Below are 21,191 nucleotides of genomic sequence, written 5' to 3'. Positions count from 1 at the left end.
GCCATTTGCGCGGGACAGCCGCTCGTTTATTTGCTAGAAAATATCGAGAGGACGCCATATGCACCGACGAGTCATGCTCCTGATCGCCTTGCTGCTGGTTGCACTCGCTGCCCCTGGCTGCAAGAAGACAGCAACGCCGCCGCCCATGCCGCAGCATGAAAGTCCCATGCCCGCCGCCGGGGCCAGCCCTCTGGAAACGGAACGCTACCAACTGGAAGAAGAAAAACGGACCCTGTCCGAGGACTACAGTGAAAATATTGACCGCATCCAACGCATCAATGCCCGATTGATTCAGATAAATATTGAGCTACAACGCCAGACAAACCCGCACTATTAGCGGAAATCACTTTCAGGTTCGACGCCACGGGAAGTGCGGTCCGGCACATTTGACTCTGGTACGTCGCAGTTGCTCACTGATGGCAGGACACGGCAAAATAGGCCGACCATCATGGATGGGAATCAAGGATCACCGCATGTTCGGACGTTCTGCAAAGAAAAAACCGCGCCTCGACGCCATCACGGCCTTTCTCGGGTCCGGGACCCAATATCACGGCCAATTCAACTTTCAAGGCGTCGTCCGTATCGACGGCGGCGTTTTCGGCGACATTATTTCTGATGGTGTCCTGATCCTTGGTGAAGAAGGCCTTGTTGAGGGTCGTATCCGGGTGGGCGAACTCATCACCAGCGGCCGCGTCATTGGTGACGTCACTGCCAGCCGTCGCGTCATGCTCAACAAAAGCGCCAATCTTCGGGGCAATATCACCTCCCCGTCAATTGTCATCGAGGACGGGGCCGTGTTAAACGGCCAGTTGCGCATGAGCGAACCCGAAGCCGTAGTGCTTGAAGCAGGTCCGGCCCCCTGCGCGCTCACAGCCGAAGCCGCGACAGACGTCACGGAAACGACCTAATTTGGGGATTGCCAAAACCGCCTGGGGCGTTTACTGCCAAAAATCCGCCACGCGCCCCGTTTAAGGAGTCCCACCGCATGGGCCAGTTTTTTCCCGATGCCGACCAGTTTCCTCTGGAAGATCAGATCAAAAATCTCGGCGATGACGAGTTGCTCGATTTCTGGGAGGAAACCCAGTACCTGGAACGCATGCTCGTCGAAGAAGAAAATCCTGAAGTGGAGCATTCCCTGGAATACGAGCGGGTGATCCTCCAGGAACTCATGCTTCGCTCCTGCCGTCGTACCCTGGCCGGCGGCTGAGTCCGTCGCAGCTGCCGCACCCTGCCGGCAGCCCACTTTCACGGCTTCCTGTCCCCGCCACGTATGTGCCCTTCCGAGCTGGCCCAAGGCTCCTGGTGTGCCCCGTCCCTGACGGGGTTGCCGGGCATGGAATTGGGGCTTGCCCGCTCTCTGGCGGTGCGCACCGCTGCGCCCAGACCAGGGCAGGGTGCAACTGACAACACCCCCAGACAAAAAAAAGAGGGCAGTTTCCCGCCCTCTTACATCCGTTATGGATCAATCGTCGGCTAGAACTTGGGAGCCGGGCGACCGATGCAGAAGTAGACCAGACCGAGGTCGGCCAACAGCTGCGGGGAATACAGGTTACGGCCGTCGAAGATGATCGGGGCCTTGAGGGTCTTTTTGATGCGGCCGAAATCCGGGTTGCGGAACTGGTTCCATTCCGTGACCACGGCCAGACAGTCGGCCTTTTCCAGTACCGCGTACTGCTCTTCGACCACGGTCAGCAGGTCGTTGCCCTTGAAATGGGCCCGGGTGTTGGGACCGGCAACCGGGTCATAGGCCAGCACGCGCATCCCCTTGGCCGTCAGATCGGCAATCAGCTCAAAAGCCGAGGCGTCGCGGACGTCGTCGGTGTTGGCCTTGAAAGCCAGGCCCCACAGGGCCAGGGTCTTGCCTTTGACGCCGCCCTGGGGAGCGAAGTACTCCTCAATCTTTTTGCTCAGCACATGCTTCTGACGCTTGTTGACCTCATCCACAGCGGCCAGCAGTTCCGGCTCAAAGCCGATCTTGCGGGCGGTGTCGATCAGCGCCTTGACGTCCTTGGGGAAGCAGGAGCCGCCGTAGCCCAGGCCCGGGTAGATGAACTGGTAGCCGATGCGGTGGTCGGAACCGATGCCCATGCGCACGTCGCGCACATCCGCGCCGACCTGCTCGCAGATGTTGGCCACTTCGTTTATAAACGAAATCTTGGTGGCCAGCATGCAGTTGGCGGCGTACTTGGTCATCTCGGCCGAGCGCACGCCCATGACAATGACCTTTTCGCGGCTGCGGGCATAAGGCGCGTACAAGGCCTTTAACAGCTCGCCCGTGCGCACGTTGTCCGTGCCGACGACAACGCGGTCAGGTTTGAAAAAGTCGTTGATGGCGTCGCCTTCCTTCAAAAACTCCGGATTGGACACCACATCGAATTCAATGAGCTCTTCACGTTTTTTCAGCTCTTCGCCAATGAGCTTGCGCACTTCGTCGGCGGTTCCAACCGGCACGGTGGATTTGTCGACAACGATCTTATAGTCCTTCATGTTGGCGCCAATGTCGCGGGCCACCTGATACACGAACGAAAGGTCGCAGGATCCGTCTTCACGGGGCGGGGTGCCGACAGTGACGAACACGAACAGCGCGTTCTCCATGCCCTCGGCAACCTTGGTGGTGAAACGCAGACGGCCCTCGGCCACGTTGCGCTTGACCAGTTCATCGAGTCCCGGTTCGTAGATGTGGATTTTGCCCTGACGCAGATTTTCGACGATGGTGGGATTGACGTCCACGCAGCAGACATCATTGCCCATCTCGGCGAAGCAGGCGGCGCTCACCAAACCAACGTACCCGGTTCCTACGATACAAAGATTCATAACCTATTCTCGTTGTTAGGGTTTGCCCCCGCGGGCGACATGCGCCGGGCGGGGAACGGGGCTGGAGACTGCCAGAGAAAAGCGACAGCGCCCCGTCATCAAAGAAAGTGAGTCGCACTTACGGATTCGTCGGACGTTTGTCAATAATCCCCGGCCCGCCCTGCCCGGTTGCCTCCAACTTGTAAAACGCATACCATTTCCAGATACTGTATTAAGGAGAGCGCCATGCCCCTGCTTGCGGTCAACGTCGATCATGTGGCCACCATCCGTCAGGCCCGGCTGGCCCAAAGCCCCGATCCTGTGGCTGCCGCCGCCCTGGCCGAACTCGGCGGCGCCCGGGCCATAATCGTCCATCTGCGCGAAGACCGGCGGCACATCGGCGACCGCGACGTCCATGTCTTGCGCGAGACGGTCAAGACCCGCCTGCATCTGGAAATGGCCGCCACCGAAGAAATGCGCGCCATTGCCCTCAAGCGTCGGCCGGATATGGTCTGCCTCGTCCCGGAAAAACGCCAGGAGCTGACCACCGAAGGCGGCCTTGGCGTGGCCGGCCGCGAGACCGAACTGGCCGGCTATGTCGCCTCCCTGGCCGATGCCGGCATCCCGACCAGCCTTTTTATCGACCCTGATCCGCGCCAGATCGAAGCTGCCGTTGCCGTTGGCGCAGCCTTCGTCGAACTCCACACCGGAGCCTTTGCCGACGCCGCCACCCCAGCCGCCCGCAAAATCGAACTCGACCGGCTGCTGGCCGCCATTCCTCTGGCCCGCCAGGCCGGCCTTGGCGTCAACCTCGGGCACGGCCTCGACTACAACAACATATATGCCTTCAAAGAAACCTCCGGCATCAGCGAATATTCCATCGGCCACAGCATCATTGCCCGGGCCGTGCTGACCGGCCTGGTCGAGGCCGTCTCCACCATGTGCGCCGTCATCAGCCGCTTTCCCGACTAGAGCCGCCCATGATCTGCGGCCTTGGCATCGACGTGGTGGAACTCGAACGCATCGAGGCCGCGCTCGCCCAGTTCGGCGACCGGTTCACCGCCCGCATTCTCACCCCGGCCGAGCGGGCCGCGCTGCCGGCCATTGCCCTGGCCCGCACCGCCGGCCTGTTCGCCGCCAAGGAAGCCGCAGCCAAGGCTCTCGGCACCGGCTTTGCCCAAGGCGTCGCCTTCCACACCCTGGAAATCCTCTCCAACGCCGCCGGCCGCCCCAGTCTGACGCTTTCCGGCCCGGCCCTGGCCCGGGCCGCCGCCCTGGGCGCAACCTCCTGGCACCTCAGCATCACCCACAGCCGCGCCACCGCCGCTGCGGTGGTGATATTGGAAGGATAGGAGAGAAGAGAGAGGAAGAATGCTCCGGCGGCCAAAGGGCAGTGCCCTTTGGAATCCCACCTGGGGGAAAGTCTTTTGTCTGGGTGCGTTACCAAGTCGGTGAATGAAAGTGGAACAATGGACGCTATCTCCCTTTTTTTCTCTTTTCGGATATTTCCTGTTTGGGGGCTTTCGTCGGGGCAGTGCTTTGACTGCCCCGACGAAAGCCCCCAGACCGGGAGGGTCCGGGAGGGGGTAACCCCCTCCCGGCCGCCGGAGGCATTCTTCTCTTTTTCTTCCTCTCATAAAGGAGATCGTCATGCTCCTCGACCATCGTTACTTTGACCCCTTGCCGACGCCGACGGAAATTGCCGGGTGGGATGCGGCCTGTGTGGCCGAGTGCGGCATGTCGTTTCTGGCGCTCATGGAGAACGCCAGCCGAGAGGCCATGCACGCCCTGCTTGGCGAGGTGGGCAAGGTGGCCGGCAAGCGGGTGCTGCTCCTGGCTGGTCCGGGCAACAACGGCGGCGATGCCGTGGCCTTGGCCAGACATCTGGACAACCGGGGAGCGCGGGTCACGGTGGCCCTGGCCCGGCCAAGGGGCAACTACCGGGGCGCTGCAGGCTATAATGTCCGGTTGGCGGCAACGCTGGGCTTGGAGATGGTGCCGCTGGCGCGAGTGGACTTGTCCGGGATTGATGCGCCGGACATCCTGGTCGACGGCCTGCTGGGGACGGGACTGAGCGGCCCCGTGCGTCCGGAGCTGGCCGACGTGATTGCGGCGGTCAACGGGCTGGCCAAGCGGTCGTATATTTTTGCCCTGGACATTCCGTCAGGCCTGAACGGCGCCACCGGCCGGCCTTCGCCGGTGGCGGTGACGGCCCAGGCCACGGCGACCTTTGAAGCGGCCAAAACCGGGTTGGTGACGGAGCAGGCCGCTCCATATGTCGGGCGGCTGCTGGTGCGCGAGATCGGCATTCCAAAAGTTGTGCGGGAGCGCCATCCCTGCCGGGCCGGGCGCATCACCCGGCGCATCCTTGGCGCACTGGGACCGGTTTCGCCGACGCTGCACAAGGGCAGCGCCGGGCGGGTGGTGGTGGTCGGCGGCAGCCGCGGCCTGACCGGGGCACCGCTTTTGGCCGGACTGGGGGCGCTTCGGGCCGGATCGGGGCTGGTCAGCATCGCCTGCCCCGGAGCGGTCGAGGTGTCCCTCAAGGCTGGATTTCCCGACGTCATGACCATGCCGATCGGATCGGGCCACCATTTCTGCGCTGCCGATGCCGCAGCCGTGCGCGATTTCGCGGCCGGAGCCGGGGCGGTGGCCCTGGGGCCGGGCCTTGGCCGCCACAGCGACACGGCCGGGTTCCTGGACGCCCTGCTCCCCCTGCCCTGTCCGGTCATTCTCGACGCCGACGCCCTCTATTTCCTGGCCGCCTCGCCGCAGCTGGCCCAAAAGATCGGCCCGAATGCCGTTATGACGCCCCATCCCGGCGAAGCGGCCCGGCTGCTCGGGACGAACATTGCCGGGATCGAAGCCGACCGGCCGGCCTCGGCCCGGGAGTTGGCCGCCCGCTTTGGCTGCGTGGCCGTGCTCAAGGGGCCGGCCACAGTGGTGGCCATGCCGGACGGGCTGATTGCCGTCAGTCCGGTCATCGCCCCCAACCTGGCCGTTGGCGGCTCGGGCGACGTGCTGTCCGGATTGGCCGGGAGCCTCGCGGCCAGGGGTCTTTCCCCCTTGCTCGCCGCCAGCCTTGCAGTGTATTGGCATGGACGCGCTGGCGAATTGCTCGCCGACGCTTATCCCGCGCGGGGCAATCTGGCCTCGGAAATCGCAAATATACTGCCCCATGCCCTCACGGAGTAACGGATGCTCACAGCCAAAGACGTGATGACCGCAAACGTCGTCACCATCGCCGAAGACACTGAAATCAGCGCCGCCGCCCAGCTCCTTTTAGACAAGGGTTATAACGGCGTTCCCGTGGTCAATGCCGCCGGAACCATCACCGGCATCCTGTGCCAGTCCGATCTGGTGGCCCAGCAGAAAAAGCTCTCCCTGCCCTCGGTCTTCTCGCTCCTTGACGGCTTTATTCCGCTTGGTTCCATGAAGGACCTGGATCGGGAAGTGGAAAAGATGTCGGCCCTGACCGCTTTCCACGCCATGACCGCCTCCCCGGTGACGGTGACCTCGGCCACCCCCATCGACGAAGTGGCCACGCTTATGACCGACAAGGGCTACCACACCATTCCGGTGGTGGACGGCGGCGTCATTGTCGGCATCATCGGGATGCAGGACATCCTGGGCACGCTGTTAAAAAAATAGTCCGGCGCATGGCTTCCAGCCCCACTCTTTCCTTGCGGCTGCCGGATGAGGCAGCCACCTTGGCCCTTGGCCGGGCCTTGGCCGCTATCCTGGCCGATGCGGCCAGGCGGGCCTCCCTGCTCTTGCGCGGGGACCTCGGATCGGGCAAAACCACCCTGGTCCGGGGACTGGCCGGCGCGCTGCCCGGCGGGGACGACGCCGAAGTGGCCAGTCCGAGTTTCAACATCGTCAATGTCTACCCGACCCGGCCGGAAGTGTTCCACGTCGATCTCTACCGGATACCCGGCGGCGATCCATCGGTTGAGGAACACCTGGAAGCGGCGGCGGAAAACGACGCCATCGTGGTCGTGGAATGGGCCGAGCATCTGCCCCGGGACATGCATCCGCCCCACCGGCTGGAATGCGACTGGCTGCCGGCCGCGTCCGGCCGGTTATGTCGGATGAGCGCCAGCGGGGAACGGGGCTGTGCCGCCCTGGCCGCCCTGGCTGCGGTCTGCCCGGATCTTGTGGACGACTGAGCTATCCGGGGAAGCCTGTCCCCCGGCATTTTTTGGAGGCTACCATGCGGATTATGGTGCAAAAATACGGCGGCACGTCGGTGAAGGGCCTGGAGCGGATGCGCCTGGTCCTTAACCGGGCGCAAAAAGCCCACGCCGCCGGGTACAAACTGGTGGTGGCCCTTTCGGCCATGTCCGGCGAAACCAACCGGCTGCTCGAACTGGCCCGGGAATTTTCCCCTGATCCCGATCCGGCTGAACTCGACGTGATGGTGACTACCGGCGAACAGGTGTCCGTGGCCCTTTTCGCCATGCTGTGCAAAGATGCGGGGCTTCGCGCCCGGTCCCTGCTCGGCTTTCAGATTCCCATCACCACCAATTCCAATTTCACCCGGGCGCGCATCATGGAAATCGACACCCCGCGCCTCTTGGGGCTGCTTGAGGACTACGACGTCCTGGTGGTGGCCGGCTTCCAGGGGGTTGACTGCCTCGGCCGGCCGACCACCCTGGGTCGGGGCGGCTCCGACACCACCGGCGTGGCCCTGGCCGCGGCCCTTGATGCCGAGGTCTGCGAAATCTATACCGATGTCAACGGCGTCTACACCACCGATCCCAACCTGTGCAGCACGGCCCGAAAGCTCGACCGCATTTCCTATGACGAGATGCTGGAATTCTCCAGCATGGGGGCCAAAGTCCTGCAGATTCGTTCGGTGGAATTAGCCAAGAAATACAACGTACCGGTTCGGGTCCGCTCGACGTTTACCGACGATCCCGGCACCCTGGTCACTTCGGAGGATACGGAAATGGAAGACGTGCTGGTTTCGGGCATCGCCTACGACAAGGACCAGTGCCGCATCACGGTCAGAAACGTCATCGACCGCCCAGGCGTGGCCGCCGCCATCTTCTCCCCCATTGCCGAGGCCGGCATTCTGGTGGACATGATCATCCAGAACACCGGCCGCGAAGGCCGCACCGACATGACCTTTACCATCTCCCGGGGCAACCTGGACAAGACCATGGATATCCTGGGAAGGCTCAAGCCGGAAATCGGCGCGGCGGAAATCCAGCACGACACCAACGTCTGCAAGGTCTCGGTCATTGGCGTGGGGATGCGCAGCCACTCCGGCGTCGCCTCCATGATGTTCACCATCCTCAAGAAGGAAAACATCAATATTCTGATGATCGCCACCTCCGAGATTAAGATTACCTGCCTGATCGAGGAAAAGTACCTCGAACTCGCCGTTCGGACCCTACACGACGCCTTCGGGCTGTCCCAGGCTCCGATCAAGGCCTGCTAGGGCGGGTTTGGCGCGAAACATCGCCTGTTTCGCGCCCTGGGCCGTTCGGGAACACCCATCTGTCCCCGGACGGCCGCCACTGCACACAGCCGGGGCGCGTCAGGCGACCGCGCCCCGACACCCACAAGCGACACACTATGCGACGCGTTTCCATATATGACACCACTCTTCGTGACGGCACCCAGGCCGAGGACATAAGCCTCACCACCGAGGACAAGCTGCGCATCGCGCTCAAACTCGATGAACTGGGCGTGGCCTACATCGAAGGCGGCTGGCCCGGATCCAATCCGACCGACAAGCGATTTTTCCAGGAAATCCAGAATTACAGCCTGAAAAATGCCGCCGTTGCCGCCTTTGGCAGCACCCACAACCACCGGGCAACCGCCGCCACCGACCCCAACCTCAAGGCCCTGGTCGAAGCGGCCGTGCCGGTCATCACCATTTTCGGCAAGTCCTGGGACATCCACGTCACCGACGCCCTGGGCACCACCCTGCCGCGGAACCTCGAGCTGGTTGGCGACTCCCTGGCCTACCTGCGCCCCCACGTCAAAGAGCTGTTTTTTGACGCCGAACACTTTTTCGACGGCTACAAGGCCAACCCCGACTACGCCCTGGCCGTCTTGCGCAAGGCCCACGAAGCCGGAGCCTGCGTGCTGGTCCTGTGCGACACCAACGGCGGCACCCTGCCAAGCGAATTCCGCCAGATCGTTTCCAGCGTGGTCGAAGCCCTGCCCGGGGTTCCTTTCGGCGTCCACACCCACAACGACTCCGGCGTGGCCGTGGCCAATTCCCTTGAGGGCGTGGCCCTTGGGGCCGTCCAGGTCCAGGGGACCATAAACGGCTACGGCGAACGCTGCGGCAACGCCAACCTGTGCTCCATCATCCCTTCGCTGGCCCTCAAACTTGGCATCGCCTGCCTGCCCGAGGGCAAGCTGGCGCTTTTGACCCCGACGGCCCATTTCGTCTCCGAGATGGTCAACCAGGCCCCGCCGTCCAACCGGCCCTATGTCGGCGACAGCGCCTTTGCCCACAAGGGCGGGGTGCATGTCTCGGCCGTGGTCAAAAATCCCCGCACCTATGAACATGTGACGCCGGAGACCGTCGGCAATGTGCGCCGGGTGCTGTTGTCCGACCTGTCGGGCCAGAGCAACATCCTCTACAAGGCCCGGGAATTTGGCTTCGACCTGGATAAAAACGATCCCTTCGTGCTGGAGCTCTTGACCACCATCAAGGAACGCGAGGCCATGGGCTACGAGTACTCGGCGGCCGAAGCGTCCTACGAGCTGCTGTTAAACCGCGTCCTTGGCCGGGCGCGCAGCTACTTCACCGTGGTGCGCTACCGGATACTTGACGACAACGTCTACGACCGGGCCGAACCGCTGACCGAAGCCACGGTGATGCTCAAGGTGGGCGGCCGGGTCAAACACACCGCCGCCACGGGCATGGGTCCGATCAACGCCCTGGACAAGGCCATCCGCAAGGCCCTTCGCGGCTTTTATCCGAAACTGGCCGAGATGCGGCTGTTGGACTTCAAGGTCCGGGTTCTCTCGGGCCTTAAGCGCGACGACTGCGAACCGGGCGGCTGCGGCACCGCTTCCCATGTGCGCGTTCTGGTGGAGTGCGGCGACACGGCCCGGCGTTGGGTGACCGTCGGCGTGTCCCACAACGTTATCGAAGCCAGCTTCCAGGCCTTGGAAGACGCCATCAACTACAAGCTTTTTTGCGACGACAAGGCCAAACTCACCAAAGCGCTGACGCGCTAGGTGGAGTTGAAGAAAGAGAGAAGGCAGAAAGAGTGCCTCCGGCGGCCGGGGGGAGAGTAGCCCCCGGACCCCTCACCGGGAGAACTGCATAAACGAGAGGCAACGATACCGCATGGGTCTGGTGCGATTTCTCCTGGCCGTCGCCGTGGTCATCAACCACACCGGGCCGCTCTATGGCTTGGTGATGACCGACGCCTATATGGCCATCAAAGTTTTTTTTATTATATCTGGGTTTTACATGGCCCTGATCCTGACTGAAAAATACAACGGTCCGGGACAGACGCGGCTTTTTTTCTCAAACCGCTTTCTGCGCCTCTTTCCCTTGTATTGGGCGGTGTTGTTTCTGTCCCTGGGCATCTCCCTGGTCTTCAAATTCGGCCTGCACACCGCCCTGCTCCTCGGGCCGTGGCAGACCTGGCTTGACAAACTCGCGCCCGGCACGGCCGCCCTGCTCGCCGCTGCCAACCTGACGATCTTCGGCCAGGATCTGCTGTTTTTCAGCCATATTACCGACGCCGGCAGTCTGGTTTTCAGTACCGATGCCCTGTACCGGGCAACACCCGCCTGGTTTTTCCTGCTCATCCCCCAAGCCTGGACCGTGTCCCTGGAATTGGTGTTTTATGCCCTGGCCCCCTGGCTGGCGCGCCGCAGCACCGGGCTGCTCCTGGTCCTGGCCGGGGCGAGCTTTGCCTTGCGTGCCCTGGTCTATCTGGTCGATCTGCCCTTTGACCCCTGGAAACAGCGGTTCTTTCCGGTGGAATGCGGCTTTTTCCTGCTCGGCATCCTGGCCTACCGGCTCTACGCGGCCCTCAAACCCGTGGCCATTCCCCAGGCAACCCTCTGGAAAGTCGCCGGCCTCTATCTGGCCGCCATCGTGGGCTACCAGTTCCTGCCCGGGTTTATGGGCAAAGAACTCTATCTTTATGCCGCAACCGTGCTGTCCATTCCCTTCCTGTTCCGGCTGACCAAGAAAATGGCCTTTGACCGGGCCATCGGCGAGCTGTCCTATCCCATTTACATCACCCACTGGACGGTCATCATGGTGGTTGAATACGCCTGCGGCCGCAGCCATCTGCCGGTCATCGCCCTGGTCGCGACTGTTGCCGTCAGTGTGGCGCTCAACCACGTGGTCGCCGATCCCATCGAACGCTTCCGCCAGCGGCGCGTGCTTCGTAGCCGCTAGCATAATGTCGCGAAAAGCATCTTTTGCTTTGTATCCTGCCGTGCTAGAGTTATCCGGCCCGTAACCCGAAACACGCGAGGAGCAAGCCATGGTTGCCATCAAGACCATTTTGTGCGCCCTGGATTTTTCGGAAGTCAGCCCCAAGGTGGCCGAATACGCCAAGACCCTGGCTGCGGCCCTTGGCGCCAAAGTCGTGGCCCTGTATGTGGCCCCGTCCCTGACCCAATATGTCGAGTTCCATGTCCAGGCCAGCTACATCGATGATTTCGTGTCCGGCATCGTCAGCGGCGCGTCGGACACCATGGATTCCTTTGTGAAGGAATACTTCAAGGGCGTCCCGGTCGAAGGCCGGGTCGTGTCCGGCTATGCCGCCGAGGAGATCGTCCGGGCTGCCGAGGAAGTCAGCGCGGATATGATCGTGCTGGGTACCCACGGCCGCAAGGGCATCGACAAGATTCTGTTCGGCTCCGTGGCCGAAAAGGTTATCAAGACCGCCGCGGTACCGGTGCTGTCCATGCGCCCCGAGATCAAGGCCGACTGATCCCGTCTGCCGTAACGCCGGTCCGCCGCCAGGGTGGACCGGCGTTGTCTTTTCCTTGCCCTTCCCGCCCATCCGACATTGCCCTTTTCGTCATAATTTCTTTTCTCCCGAGCGGACGACTCTTCCTGGGCAAGGTTCGGGCCTCCCTCCGCCAAAGCGACTCGCCTCACCCTGCCTTTATAAACGCAACATCCTATTTTATTTATTTAATTTAAAGTCACGCGAAGCAGTTACCCTGCTCCATTTTTGACATTGATTTTTGACCCAGAAGGGGTAAGGGATAGCCGAGCAGAGATTTGTCTAAATTTGTCAAAAGGAGCTACCAATCATGCAGAAGCAAACACTTGAAAAAGTCTTCGAATACGCCTCTTCGCCGGTCCATGGGACCCTTTCCCGCAAACTGCGCAAAGGTGTGAAAATCCAGATCAACGACGGCAAGATCTACGAAAGCGCCACCCTGTTTTTGGGCGACGAATTCGTGCGCATCACCGTCAAGCAAGGCGAAGAAACGCTTAACACCTACTACTCGTGGGATAAAATCTGCTGCGTGACCACCATCGGCAAGGTCGACGAGTAGGCGACAACCGAAACGCCGGGGGGCGCACCGTCCGCCCGGTCGGCCCCGGCTGATATTTGGCCCGCGCCGGCCCCCCCCTCTCCCGTCGCGGACCATACGCCGCTCCGTCTCTCCACGGGGCGGCGTTCTTTTTACATTTTTGGACGAAATCACGTCAAAATCCTACCGTCTTGCCAAGTGTATGAAAATGATTATTAATATCATTGTAGATAAAGAGGAGAGAATCAGGAGGAGTTACCATGAACACCTTCCTGCATGACAATTATAAGGGCTATCAGATCGACCTGACCCCGCGAGGCGATTACTGCGCATCCTTTGCCGCCGACATCCGCGATAGTTGCGGGCGTCTCGTGTCCCACCTGGGCGTGGCCGGCAACACCGAAGACCGCGCCGTAGCCCGGAGCCGCGAACTGGTCGATTTTGAACTGGCCTATGGCGATACGCGTTGCAACTGATCCGGTTTGACCGGTACTTCCGTGCCATCCGGTTCCTTCCCGACTGGCCCTTTGCCCGGTTTGGTGATACCCCCCGGTCCGTAGTTCAACCCCGGGGGGATTTTTATGGCTTCCATTCCCGTCACCGTACTCACCGGCTTTCTCGGGGCCGGCAAGACCACGCTGTTAAACCGCCTGCTCACCGAGAACCACGGCCGTCGTTTTGTCGTCATCGTCAACGAATTCGGCGAGATCGGCATCGACAACGATCTGGTTGTCTCCTCCGACGAGGAGATCTATCTCATGAATAATGGCTGTATCTGCTGCTCCGTGCGCGGCGACCTCATCCGCGTGCTTTCCGGGCTGGCCAAACGCCGGGGAGCCTACGACGCCGTGCTGCTTGAAACCACCGGACTGGCCGATCCCGCCTCCATCGTGCAGACCTTTGCCATGGACGAGGATACCCGTGAGGCCTTCCGTCTCGATTCCGTGACCGCCGTCATCGACGCCATGCATTTCACTCGCCACGCCGCCGAAAACCGGCAGGTCCTGGAACAGGTGGTCTACGCCGATCTGGTCATCCTCAATAAGACCGACCTCGTGGCCCCGGAAGTACTGGAGCAAATCCGCCAGACCGTGGGGCGCGTGAACGACACGGCGCAAATTGTCGAGGCCGTGCGTTGCGACGTGCCCATTGCCACGCTGCTTGACCGCAACGCCTTCGACCTCGGCAAACTCCTCTTCGGCCAGCCTGTCCTGGCCGAGGCCGCCACGAGCAACCACATCCAGGAACACGGCATCGAGTCGGTCAGCCTGACTAGCGACGCCCCCCTGGACGCCGAGGAGCTGGGCGAGTTTTTAAGCACGCTCCTTCAAACAAAAGGCCAGGATATCTATCGGTCCAAGGGCATCATGGCTGTGGCCGGCGCCAAGCAGCGGTTTATTTTCCACGGGGTGCACATGTTTCTGGAAACCGCCTGGGGCACGCCCTGGGCTGCGGGCGAAACGCGCCAGAGTCGGGCTGTGTTCATCGGCCGCGACCTCGACCGCGAAGCGCTCAAACAAGGGCTTGCCGGCTGTGCGGCCCGGGAGGAAAAATAATGACGTTTACCCCTGACGCCGAACTCTCCGGGCTGCTCAAGACGGATTTTGGGTCCTATGTGGCCGGTTGCACCTTTGCCACTGACGGCGAGACCGTCGCCTATGCTCTGGGCGACGGCCGCATTGCCCTGCTCGACCCGGACACCGGCGAGACCGATTTTGTCGCCGCCCATACCGGCGCGGCCCTGTGTCTGGCCGCCTCGCCCCTGGGTTTTTTAAGCGGCGGCGACGACGGCCGGGTGATGCTCACCACCCCGGAAACCGGGGCGCGGGAGCTGGCCGCCTTTCCGGGCCAGTGGGTTGAACATGTGGCGGCCTGCGCCACCGGCCGGGTGCTCGCCGCTGCGGTCGGCAAACACGTTGTCCTTTTTACCGGCGACGACCTGACGCCAAGCCAGCTGCCCGAACTGCCAAGCACCATCGCCGGTCTGGCCGCCAGCTCCGACGGCCGCGCCCTGGCCGCCAGCCACTACGACGGCGTGACCGTCTACGCCCCGGTGCGCCCTGGCGCGACCGGCAACCGCCTGGATGGACCCGGCTCCAACCTGACGGTAGTGTTCTCCCCGGACGGCGACCGGATGGCCCTGGCCACCCAGGACAAGAGCGTGCGGGTCTACGACCTGGCCCAATCGGCCGGCTATCTGCTGGAGGGCTATCCGGCCAAGGTGCGCTGCCTGTCCTTTGCCCACGACGGGAATACGCTGTGGACCGGAGGCGAACAGGCCTTTGTGGGCTGGCCGGTTGGGGCCGATGTCGATCCGGCCGCCCGGGAAGCGGTGGTTTTCGGAGCCTTTGAGCACGGGATGCTCGGGGCCGTGGCCGCCCACCCGGCCATGCCCCTGGTGGCCGGCGGCTTTGACGGCGGCGTGGTGTTTCTGGGTAGCGTGGACCGCCGGGGCGCGGCCCCGTTATTCGCCCTGGAAAGCCACCGGGTCACCTGCCTGAGCTGGTCCCCCGACGGCCGGCGTCTGGCCGGCGGCAGCGACGGCGGTCCGGCGTTTTTCATGCGTCTGGCTTAGTAGAAAAAAAGAGTGCCTCCGGCGGCCGGGGGGGATAATCCCCCCCGGACCCCCTTGGTGGGAGAAGTTTTTCGAGGGACTTTTGGCGCTGGTCGGCAATCCGGCGGGCTGTGGACCGGGACGACCGCGGCAGGCGCTTTGGGGTCTACCGGCCCCAAAGCGCCGTCTGATGCGGGCTACTCAAGCAGATCGCGGATGGCGGCCTGAACCCGGTCGAGTTCATCTGAAACGAGCCGGCAGGCTTCCCGGCAGCCGTCTGCATCGCCGCTCAGGCCGGCTTCCTGAAGCCGTCGCGCCCCTTCGGTCAGCGCCCTGGCCCGAAGCGGCACAGCCATGCCGAGCAACGAGTGGGCAGCGTCGCCGGCGGCTTCCCAATTTTCCTCGCGCACGGCCTGCTCCAGGCTCGCCACCACCTGCGGACTTTCTTCCAGGAACATCCGGCAGATTTCCCGGGCAAAGGCCGTCTTTCCCCGCTCCTCGTAGTAGGCCATGTCCATGGCCGGCGCAGCCGGCAGCATGGGCCGCTCATTCCCACCCGGCCGGTCGAGCACCCGGCGCATGACCATGAAGAGCTCATCCACGTCCACCGGTTTGGACACATAATCATCCAGGCCGACGGACAAGAACCGTTCCCGGTCGCCCTTCATGCTGTAGGCGGTCAGCGCCACCACCGGCATCCCCCGGGCCGCCTCGCCGGCCTCGCCGGCGCGGATGCGCCGGGTGGCTTCGGCCCCGTCCATCTCCGGCATCTGAATGTCCATAAGGACCAGGTCCGCTGGCTCCTGGCACAACTGCTCCAAAGCCTGGGTGCCGGACCCGGCCAGACGGACCTGACAACCGGCCTCGGACAGAAAATGTTTCAGGAAAAGCCGATTGACCTGATTATCCTCGGCCAGAAGCACTTTGAGTCCGGCAAAGCCGCCGGCCTGGGACATTCCCTGTGGGCGCTCGACTTCCTGCGGCGTTTCGCTGGCCGGACGCAGGGACACGGTAAAAGAAAACGTACTGCCCTGGCCCGGCACGCTCTCGACATCAATGCCCCCGCCCATCATTTCCACCAACCGCCGGCTGATGGCCAGCCCAAGGCCTGTGCCGCCGAACCGTTTGGTGCGGGTGGATTCCAGCTGGGAAAAGACCTGGAACAGCTCATGATGTCTGTCCTCGGGGATGCCGATGCCGGTGTCGCGCACGGTGCAGGCCACCAGCATCGGGTCGCCCGGCCGGGCCAGGGCCAGGGACACCTCCACTTCGCCTTGATCGGTAAACTTCAGCGCGTTGCCGACGAGGTTGCGCACCACCTGCATGATGCGGTCGGGGTCGCCGTGAACCATGGCCGGCACCTGGGGATCGATGTGTACGTCAAGGGTCAGCCCCTTTTGCCGGGCCGAAAACTGGAACGGCTTCATGGTCCGGTCCAAGGTGTCGCGGGGATCGAAATCCACCGGCAAAAACTCCATCTTGCCGGCCTCGATCTTGGAAAAATCCAGAATATCGTTGACGATACCGAGCAGAGACCGGGAGGAGTCCAGGATAAGCTCCAGGTTCTCCCGGAGTTCCGGCCTGGGATTTTGAGTCAGGGTCATCTGGGCCAACCCGATGATGCCGGAGAGCGGCGTGCGGATCTCATGGCTCATGTTGGCCAGAAAACCGCTTTTGGCCTGACTGGCGGCCTCGGCCTGCTGTCTGGCCCGGGTCAGATCCAGTTCCCGGCAGCGTTCTTTGACGTGGCCAAGCACCCCTTCGCCAAGCAGCGTCAGGCGACGCGTATCGTCATCGCCATACGGGGTGGCCCGCCCCATAACCGCGAGCAGGAGCACGGTTGCCGGATCATCCCGCATGGGAACGACCAGTTGCCGGATGGCGGCGTCGCCGATCTGAAACGGTCCGTCCTGACCGGCCCGAAACAGGGCCGGGGCCTCGGCTGCGGTAAAGCGTTGGGTCGATTCCGGCAGACCGAAGACTTCCAAAGCCTGCGCAGTGGCGGCCAGGACGACAAAATCACCAGTCTGGGAATTGGACATGGCCGCCATGCCGCCGCTGCTGGCGGTCAGTTCCACGCCCCGGGCCAAGATGAAACGGCCGAGTTCCTCGAGATCAGCCTCGCGCATCCGGCCAAGAAGCAGCAGCGCCTCCAAAGTGTTGGCGTGCAGGGTAAGCTGCTCGGCACTTTGCTGCACCGCAGTCACATCCAGCACATGGGAAATGAAATACAGCGGCTCTCCGTCTTCCCCCCGCACCATTTTGGACGACACCCGGCCCCATATCTCCTTTCCAGAGGCATGCCGGTAGCGTTTTTCGAAGCGAAACTGCTCCCGCACCCCGGCCAAGGCCAGTGAAATATGGCGAGGACTGACTGCCTCGGCGCCGGATGCGGCCACATCGTTGACGGTTTTCCCGAGCAATGTGGCTTCATCGTACCCGAAGAAATGACATAACGCCTCGTTGACCCGGAGAAAACGTCCGTCGATGCCAACAATGGTCATCCCCTCGTTGGCGTTTTCAAAGGCCAGTCGGAACAATTCCTCGCTTTTGGCCAAGGCGCGTTCCGTACGCCGCCGCTCGGTGATGTCCTTGATGGCAGCCAGGGACCGGATGAATGCACCCGATGCATCGTATTCGCCCACGGCCGAAAGCAGCACGTCGAGGATGCGGCCATCGCCGGCCACCATCTGGTAAGCCTTCTCCGTAACCCGGCCCTCGCGGATAAACAGTGGCAAGGTTTCATTGAGCTCGCCCCGGGAGGCTTCCGTCATGAATTCGCCGAGGTGACGACCGATGACGTCGTGTGCTTCGTAGCCAAGCACACGACGCCACAAGGCATTGACCGACAGCAGCCGGCCCTCCTTGTCGATGGAATGGAACATCACCGGAGCCTTCTCGTAGAGGCTTTGCCCCTGATCCAGAGTCAGTGCAACTGGTCTTTGCTGCGACTCGGCCATACCAGCCTCCTTTGAAACGCATGGGTCTTGCCAATCCCGGCTCAAGTGCGCATGGTACTTGAGGTCTGCCGCCGTGACAACGCGGGGCGGACCGCCTGCCGCCCGGGAAACCGGTCGGCTGCTGGCCGTAGCCTGCGCCAACTCTTGTAAGAAGACCTGGTCGGCGCGGCAAGGGAGAAACATATGAAACGTACCCAATGCCTGATCATCGGCTCCGGACCGGCCGGCCTGTCCGCAGCCATTTACACGTCCAGGGCCGGCATGGACACGGTCGTGGCCGGCTGCGAGCCCAAGATCGCCGGCGATTACGACATCGACAACTATTTCGGCTTTCCGGAAACCATTTCCGGACGCGATCTTATCGAGCGGGGTCTGCGCCAGGCCGAGCGTTTCGGGACGGCCATCGTCTGCCAGCGGGTGCTGGCCGTGCACATGGCCGAGGACGGCTCGTTTCACTGCGTCACCGACAAGGGCGAATACGACGCCGAAGCGATCGTCATCGCCGCCGGCGTCAACCGCGTACGCCCGGGCATCGCCAACATCGCTGACTACGACGGCAAGGGCGTGTCTTACTGCGTGAGCTGCGACGGCTTTTTTTTCCGGGGACGCAAGGTCGTGGTGGTCGGCGAAGGCAACTACGCCGCCAATCAGGCCCTGGAGCTGACCAATTTCACCTCCAATGTCACCATTTACACCCAGGGCAAGGAACCGGCCATGGATGCGCGATTTGCCGCCAGCCTGGCCGAAGCCGGCATTCCGGTGTCCACGGCCAAGATCGTCCGGTTGGCTGGCGAACCGGCCATGACCGGGGCAGAACTGGAAGACGGCACGACAATTGAGGCCGAAGGCCTCTTTGTGGCCATGGGACAGGCCTCGGCTTTGGATTTTGCCAAGACCCTCGGGGTGGCCACCTCTGGTGCGTTCATTGAGGCCGACCACGAACAAAAGACCAATGTTCCCGGGGTATTTGCCGCCGGCGACTGTGTCGGGCATTTCATGCAGATCAGCGTGGCCGTGGGCGAAGGAGCCAAGGCCGGCCGGGCGGCCATTGCCCATATCAAGGAACGCGCCGGCAAGGCCGGTTCCTGAGGCCGGCCACATCTTGACAGGACCATGCCGCACGCCATATAAATTGGAGTTCGCAACGCGGCATGGGCCTATAGCTCAGTTGGTAGAGCCACCGGCTCATAACCGGCAGGTCCCAGGTTCGAATCCTGGTAGGCCCACCACGACGAAGGATTCATGATCTATCCCGTCACCCATCCCGAGACAGCCTTATCCGCCAAAGCGGCGACCCGGGAGATACCGCAAAGGCGCTTTTATGCCCACAAGGCCTCGAAAAGCGCCTTTTTTGTTGGACTATGCGCGTAACTGACCTCATTGAGCGCATCGAAGCCGTGGCCGTCCCGGCCCGGGCTGCGTCCTGGGACCGCTCGGGCATCCAGATCGCCGGCACGGGTGTCGTCTGCGATCGGCTGGCCGTGGCCCTCGATCCGCTGCCCGGCGTCATCGCCGACGCCCTGGCCTGGGGAGCGCAAGTCGTCCTGACCCACCACCCCCTGGCCTTGACCCCGCGGCTGCCCGACCGCGTCGATGACTACCACCGCGTCCTGTCCCTGGTCCTTGGGCACGGAGCCACCCTCTACAGCGCCCACACCTCCCTGGATGTGGTTACCGACGGCCCGGCCGGCTGGCTGGCCGATGCCCTGGCCCTGGAGAACCGCTGCATCCTGGAGCCGGCCGGACGCACGCCCTTTGTCTCCCTGCGCTACGGCGCACCGGCAAGCGCCGGGATCGCAAACGAGGCCCTGGCCGCCCTGCCCCGGGTCACGACCGCAAGCCTGAGCCCCGACGGCCTGGATGTCGTCTGCCCGGCCGGGAGCCGCCGCGCCGTGGCCGCCGCCTTTTTGACCGCCATTCCGGACGCAACGCTGCTTGCAGTCACGGAACTGGCCGAACCCTTTGAAACCTACGGCTACGGCCTGGTAGGCGATCTGCCCCAGCCGACGGACGGCAGCGCCTTTCTCGACCGGCTGGCCAGTCTGCTGCCCCGTTCCTTTTTCACCCTGGCCGGCCAACTGCCGGCGACCGTCGCCCGCCTGGCCTACTGTCCCGGCTCCGGGGCGGACATGGCCGCCCGGGCCTTTGCCGCCGGAGCCGACGTCTACGTCACCGGCGACCTCAAATACCATCAGGCCCAGGCCGTGCCGCCGGGCCGATGCCTCATTGACGTCGGACACTTTTCCCTGGAAGAAGTCATGATGCGGCATTTTGCCGCCGATCTTGCGGCTGCGTTTGGCCCAAACGGACCCGAAGTCCGCTTTTTCGCAGGCGCCGACCCCATCGCCGCGCATTTTCCGGACGGGACCGCCACCCCCCGGACCGAATAACCACTCGGAGAGACAGTCATGTATTTGAAACAGATTGAACAGCTCGTGGTCCTGCAGAAAGTCGACGACGAAATCGTCCTGTTGCAGGATGAACTCAAGCGGGCTCCCCAGCAGATCACCGAGCTTGAAAAGCGTCGCCAGGACATTGAGGACAGCGCTGAAATCGTTCGCGACAAACTCAAGTATTTAAACGACCAGCAAAAGCGGTTGGATTCGGAGATCGAAAGCGATTCCGTGCGGCTCAAAAAGAGCAAAAGCAAGATGATGCAGGTGGGCAACCAGAAGGAATATCACGCCATGATGCGCGAGATGGACAATCTGGAAAAGCAGAACCGGGGCCGTGAGGAAGAAAAGATCACGGTGTCTGAGGAACTGTCCCGCCAAAACGGCGAGCTGGCCGAAATCGACGGCCAGGCCAAGGAACTCGACAGTGAACTGAGCATCGCCCGCCAGAGCCTGGACGACCGCCTCAAGCAGGCCGAAGCCCGGCTGGGCGAACTGAAACTGCGCCGCTCCGAAGCCGGCCAGGCCGTGCCCAAGCCCATCCTGCAGCGCTACGAGTTCATCCGGTCACGCCTCAAAAATCCGGTCATCGTGCCGGTCAACGCCGGCATCTGCTCGGGCTGCCACATCGCCATTCCGCCCCAGGCTTTTATCGAGCTGCAAAAGGGCATCCAGATTTTAAGCTGCCCCAACTGCCAGCGCCTGATCTATTGGAGCCAGCACATCGAATCCGAGGCCACGGCCAACGAGGACGGGGCCGAGGCTACGGCCGAATAGCCTGTCCTGCGCTTCCTTGCGCGTTTTGGAAAAGCCGGCGACAAGCCGGCTTTTCGCGTTTCCGGACGACCAGCCAGGCCCTCCCCGCCGTAAAGGCCAGCGCCAAGGCACGGCAACGCACTGGTCTCTTCTTTTTCCAAGCGGCAAGACGATCCCATAGCCGACGGTCCCGCCCGCTCGCCCCAATAGCGCCGGCTCGGGATCGCCCGCCATCCGGGCCAAGGC

The 21,191-nt window shown here is 62.7% G+C and carries 21 protein-coding genes and 1 tRNA gene; 20 read left to right on the top strand and 2 right to left on the bottom strand.

Features of this window, described 5'->3' with window-relative positions; genetic code table 11:
• Positions 1 to 58 precede the first annotated feature (58 nt).
• The 3 genes from NY78_RS14670 (at position 59) to NY78_RS14660 (ending at position 1,207) form a co-directional block, all read left to right on the top strand.
• The gene (locus tag NY78_RS14670; RefSeq protein ID WP_043637506.1) at positions 59 to 337 is read left to right on the top strand and encodes a hypothetical protein; all 279 of its coding nucleotides are present in this window, start codon (positions 59 to 61) and stop codon (positions 335 to 337) included.
• Positions 338 to 473: 136 nt separating this feature from the next.
• On the top strand, positions 474 to 908 hold the full coding sequence (locus tag NY78_RS14665; RefSeq protein WP_043637505.1) for a bactofilin family protein: 435 nt from the start codon (positions 474 to 476) through the stop codon (positions 906 to 908).
• A 77-nt stretch (positions 909 to 985) separates the two neighbouring features.
• Entirely contained in the window at positions 986 to 1,207 is a 222-nt protein-coding gene (locus tag NY78_RS14660) for a hypothetical protein (RefSeq protein WP_043637504.1), read from the top strand.
• A gap of 266 nt (positions 1,208 to 1,473) precedes the next feature.
• On the opposite strand, the gene NY78_RS14655 is transcribed toward NY78_RS14660, so the two are convergent.
• The gene (locus NY78_RS14655; protein WP_043637503.1) at positions 1,474 to 2,814 is read right to left on the bottom strand and encodes a UDP-glucose dehydrogenase family protein; all 1,341 of its coding nucleotides are present in this window, start codon (positions 2,812 to 2,814) and stop codon (positions 1,474 to 1,476) included.
• A gap of 225 nt (positions 2,815 to 3,039) precedes the next feature.
• Between NY78_RS14655 and NY78_RS14650 the strand changes: the two genes are divergently transcribed.
• From NY78_RS14650 to NY78_RS14590, 13 genes are all read left to right on the top strand, one after another.
• A complete protein-coding gene (locus NY78_RS14650; protein WP_043637502.1) occupies positions 3,040 to 3,765 on the top strand; it encodes a pyridoxine 5'-phosphate synthase in 726 nt (241 codons plus the stop codon).
• 8 nt (positions 3,766 to 3,773) lie between these two features.
• Positions 3,774 to 4,145: a holo-[acyl-carrier-protein] synthase gene (locus NY78_RS14645; protein WP_043637501.1), complete on the top strand. Its 372-nt coding sequence runs from the start codon at positions 3,774 to 3,776 to the stop codon at positions 4,143 to 4,145.
• Between the two features lie 298 nt (positions 4,146 to 4,443).
• Positions 4,444 to 5,988 carry a bifunctional ADP-dependent NAD(P)H-hydrate dehydratase/NAD(P)H-hydrate epimerase gene (locus NY78_RS14640; RefSeq protein ID WP_043637500.1) on the top strand — a complete coding sequence of 515 codons (1,545 nt, stop codon included), beginning with the start codon at positions 4,444 to 4,446 and terminating at the stop codon, positions 5,986 to 5,988.
• Between the two features lie 3 nt (positions 5,989 to 5,991).
• Positions 5,992 to 6,444 (top strand): CBS domain-containing protein, encoded by a 453-nt coding sequence (locus tag NY78_RS14635; RefSeq protein WP_043637499.1) that lies wholly within the window; start codon positions 5,992 to 5,994, stop codon positions 6,442 to 6,444.
• A gap of 8 nt (positions 6,445 to 6,452) precedes the next feature.
• Complete coding sequence (gene tsaE / locus NY78_RS14630; RefSeq protein WP_043637498.1) at positions 6,453 to 6,962, top strand: tRNA (adenosine(37)-N6)-threonylcarbamoyltransferase complex ATPase subunit type 1 TsaE; 510 nt, start codon at positions 6,453 to 6,455, stop codon at positions 6,960 to 6,962.
• Positions 6,963 to 7,006: 44 nt separating this feature from the next.
• A complete protein-coding gene (locus tag NY78_RS14625) occupies positions 7,007 to 8,239 on the top strand; it encodes an aspartate kinase (RefSeq protein ID WP_043637497.1) in 1,233 nt (410 codons plus the stop codon).
• 137 nt (positions 8,240 to 8,376) lie between these two features.
• Positions 8,377 to 10,002 carry a citramalate synthase gene (gene cimA / locus NY78_RS14620; RefSeq protein ID WP_043637496.1) on the top strand — a complete coding sequence of 542 codons (1,626 nt, stop codon included), beginning with the start codon at positions 8,377 to 8,379 and terminating at the stop codon, positions 10,000 to 10,002.
• A gap of 112 nt (positions 10,003 to 10,114) precedes the next feature.
• Entirely contained in the window at positions 10,115 to 11,185 is a 1,071-nt protein-coding gene (locus tag NY78_RS14615) for an acyltransferase family protein (RefSeq protein ID WP_043637494.1), read from the top strand.
• An 88-nt stretch (positions 11,186 to 11,273) separates the two neighbouring features.
• Complete coding sequence (locus tag NY78_RS14610; RefSeq protein ID WP_043637491.1) at positions 11,274 to 11,726, top strand: universal stress protein; 453 nt, start codon at positions 11,274 to 11,276, stop codon at positions 11,724 to 11,726.
• Between the two features lie 328 nt (positions 11,727 to 12,054).
• On the top strand, positions 12,055 to 12,303 hold the full coding sequence (locus NY78_RS14605) for a hypothetical protein (RefSeq protein WP_043637490.1): 249 nt from the start codon (positions 12,055 to 12,057) through the stop codon (positions 12,301 to 12,303).
• Between the two features lie 239 nt (positions 12,304 to 12,542).
• Complete coding sequence (locus NY78_RS14600; RefSeq protein WP_043637488.1) at positions 12,543 to 12,758, top strand: hypothetical protein; 216 nt, start codon at positions 12,543 to 12,545, stop codon at positions 12,756 to 12,758.
• 105 nt (positions 12,759 to 12,863) lie between these two features.
• Positions 12,864 to 13,838 (top strand): CobW family GTP-binding protein, encoded by a 975-nt coding sequence (locus NY78_RS14595; protein ID WP_043637485.1) that lies wholly within the window; start codon positions 12,864 to 12,866, stop codon positions 13,836 to 13,838.
• Positions 13,838 to 14,857 carry a WD40 repeat domain-containing protein gene (locus NY78_RS14590; RefSeq protein WP_043637483.1) on the top strand — a complete coding sequence of 340 codons (1,020 nt, stop codon included), beginning with the start codon at positions 13,838 to 13,840 and terminating at the stop codon, positions 14,855 to 14,857. Before NY78_RS14595 ends, NY78_RS14590 begins: the two co-directional genes overlap by 1 nt.
• Before the next feature lie 176 nt (positions 14,858 to 15,033).
• Here the strand turns inward: NY78_RS14590 and NY78_RS14585 are convergent, their stop codons facing one another.
• On the bottom strand, positions 15,034 to 17,796 hold the full coding sequence (locus NY78_RS14585) for a PAS domain S-box protein (protein WP_047960210.1): 2,763 nt from the start codon (positions 17,794 to 17,796) through the stop codon (positions 15,034 to 15,036).
• A 183-nt stretch (positions 17,797 to 17,979) separates the two neighbouring features.
• Between NY78_RS14585 and NY78_RS14580 the strand changes: the two genes are divergently transcribed.
• From NY78_RS14580 to NY78_RS14565, 4 genes are all read left to right on the top strand, one after another.
• Complete coding sequence (locus NY78_RS14580) at positions 17,980 to 18,885, top strand: NAD(P)/FAD-dependent oxidoreductase (RefSeq protein ID WP_043637480.1); 906 nt, start codon at positions 17,980 to 17,982, stop codon at positions 18,883 to 18,885.
• 64 nt (positions 18,886 to 18,949) lie between these two features.
• Positions 18,950 to 19,025, top strand: a tRNA-Ile gene (locus tag NY78_RS14575).
• 132 nt (positions 19,026 to 19,157) lie between these two features.
• Entirely contained in the window at positions 19,158 to 20,186 is a 1,029-nt protein-coding gene (locus tag NY78_RS14570; protein WP_043637479.1) for a Nif3-like dinuclear metal center hexameric protein, read from the top strand.
• 18 nt (positions 20,187 to 20,204) lie between these two features.
• A complete protein-coding gene (locus NY78_RS14565; RefSeq protein ID WP_043637478.1) occupies positions 20,205 to 20,966 on the top strand; it encodes a zinc ribbon domain-containing protein in 762 nt (253 codons plus the stop codon).
• Positions 20,967 to 21,191 lie beyond the last annotated feature (225 nt).

Source organism: Desulfovibrio sp. TomC (genome assembly GCF_000801335.2).
Lineage (GTDB): Bacteria > Desulfobacterota > Desulfovibrionia > Desulfovibrionales > Desulfovibrionaceae > Solidesulfovibrio.
The sequence above is the reverse complement of the archived record's forward strand: the minus strand, read 5'-3'. Positions and strand labels throughout refer to the sequence as shown.

Coding starts and splice junctions, on each gene's coding strand:
- NY78_RS14600 (WP_043637488.1), top strand. CDS start 12,543: ATGAACACCTTCCTGCATGACAATTATAAGGGCTATCAGATCGACCTG.
- NY78_RS14585 (WP_047960210.1), bottom strand. CDS start 17,796: ATGGCCGAGTCGCAGCAAAGACCAGTTGCACTGACTCTGGATCAGGGG.
- NY78_RS14565 (WP_043637478.1), top strand. CDS start 20,205: ATGTATTTGAAACAGATTGAACAGCTCGTGGTCCTGCAGAAAGTCGAC.
- NY78_RS14610 (WP_043637491.1), top strand. CDS start 11,274: ATGGTTGCCATCAAGACCATTTTGTGCGCCCTGGATTTTTCGGAAGTC.
- NY78_RS14650 (WP_043637502.1), top strand. CDS start 3,040: ATGCCCCTGCTTGCGGTCAACGTCGATCATGTGGCCACCATCCGTCAG.
- NY78_RS14660 (WP_043637504.1), top strand. CDS start 986: ATGGGCCAGTTTTTTCCCGATGCCGACCAGTTTCCTCTGGAAGATCAG.
- NY78_RS14625 (WP_043637497.1), top strand. CDS start 7,007: ATGCGGATTATGGTGCAAAAATACGGCGGCACGTCGGTGAAGGGCCTG.
- NY78_RS14640 (WP_043637500.1), top strand. CDS start 4,444: ATGCTCCTCGACCATCGTTACTTTGACCCCTTGCCGACGCCGACGGAA.
- NY78_RS14670 (WP_043637506.1), top strand. CDS start 59: ATGCACCGACGAGTCATGCTCCTGATCGCCTTGCTGCTGGTTGCACTC.
- NY78_RS14580 (WP_043637480.1), top strand. CDS start 17,980: ATGAAACGTACCCAATGCCTGATCATCGGCTCCGGACCGGCCGGCCTG.
- NY78_RS14635 (WP_043637499.1), top strand. CDS start 5,992: ATGCTCACAGCCAAAGACGTGATGACCGCAAACGTCGTCACCATCGCC.
- NY78_RS14595 (WP_043637485.1), top strand. CDS start 12,864: ATGGCTTCCATTCCCGTCACCGTACTCACCGGCTTTCTCGGGGCCGGC.
- NY78_RS14615 (WP_043637494.1), top strand. CDS start 10,115: ATGGGTCTGGTGCGATTTCTCCTGGCCGTCGCCGTGGTCATCAACCAC.
- NY78_RS14590 (WP_043637483.1), top strand. CDS start 13,838: ATGACGTTTACCCCTGACGCCGAACTCTCCGGGCTGCTCAAGACGGAT.
- tsaE (WP_043637498.1), top strand. CDS start 6,453: ATGGCTTCCAGCCCCACTCTTTCCTTGCGGCTGCCGGATGAGGCAGCC.
- NY78_RS14645 (WP_043637501.1), top strand. CDS start 3,774: ATGATCTGCGGCCTTGGCATCGACGTGGTGGAACTCGAACGCATCGAG.
- cimA (WP_043637496.1), top strand. CDS start 8,377: ATGCGACGCGTTTCCATATATGACACCACTCTTCGTGACGGCACCCAG.
- NY78_RS14665 (WP_043637505.1), top strand. CDS start 474: ATGTTCGGACGTTCTGCAAAGAAAAAACCGCGCCTCGACGCCATCACG.
- NY78_RS14570 (WP_043637479.1), top strand. CDS start 19,158: ATGCGCGTAACTGACCTCATTGAGCGCATCGAAGCCGTGGCCGTCCCG.
- NY78_RS14605 (WP_043637490.1), top strand. CDS start 12,055: ATGCAGAAGCAAACACTTGAAAAAGTCTTCGAATACGCCTCTTCGCCG.
- NY78_RS14655 (WP_043637503.1), bottom strand. CDS start 2,814: ATGAATCTTTGTATCGTAGGAACCGGGTACGTTGGTTTGGTGAGCGCC.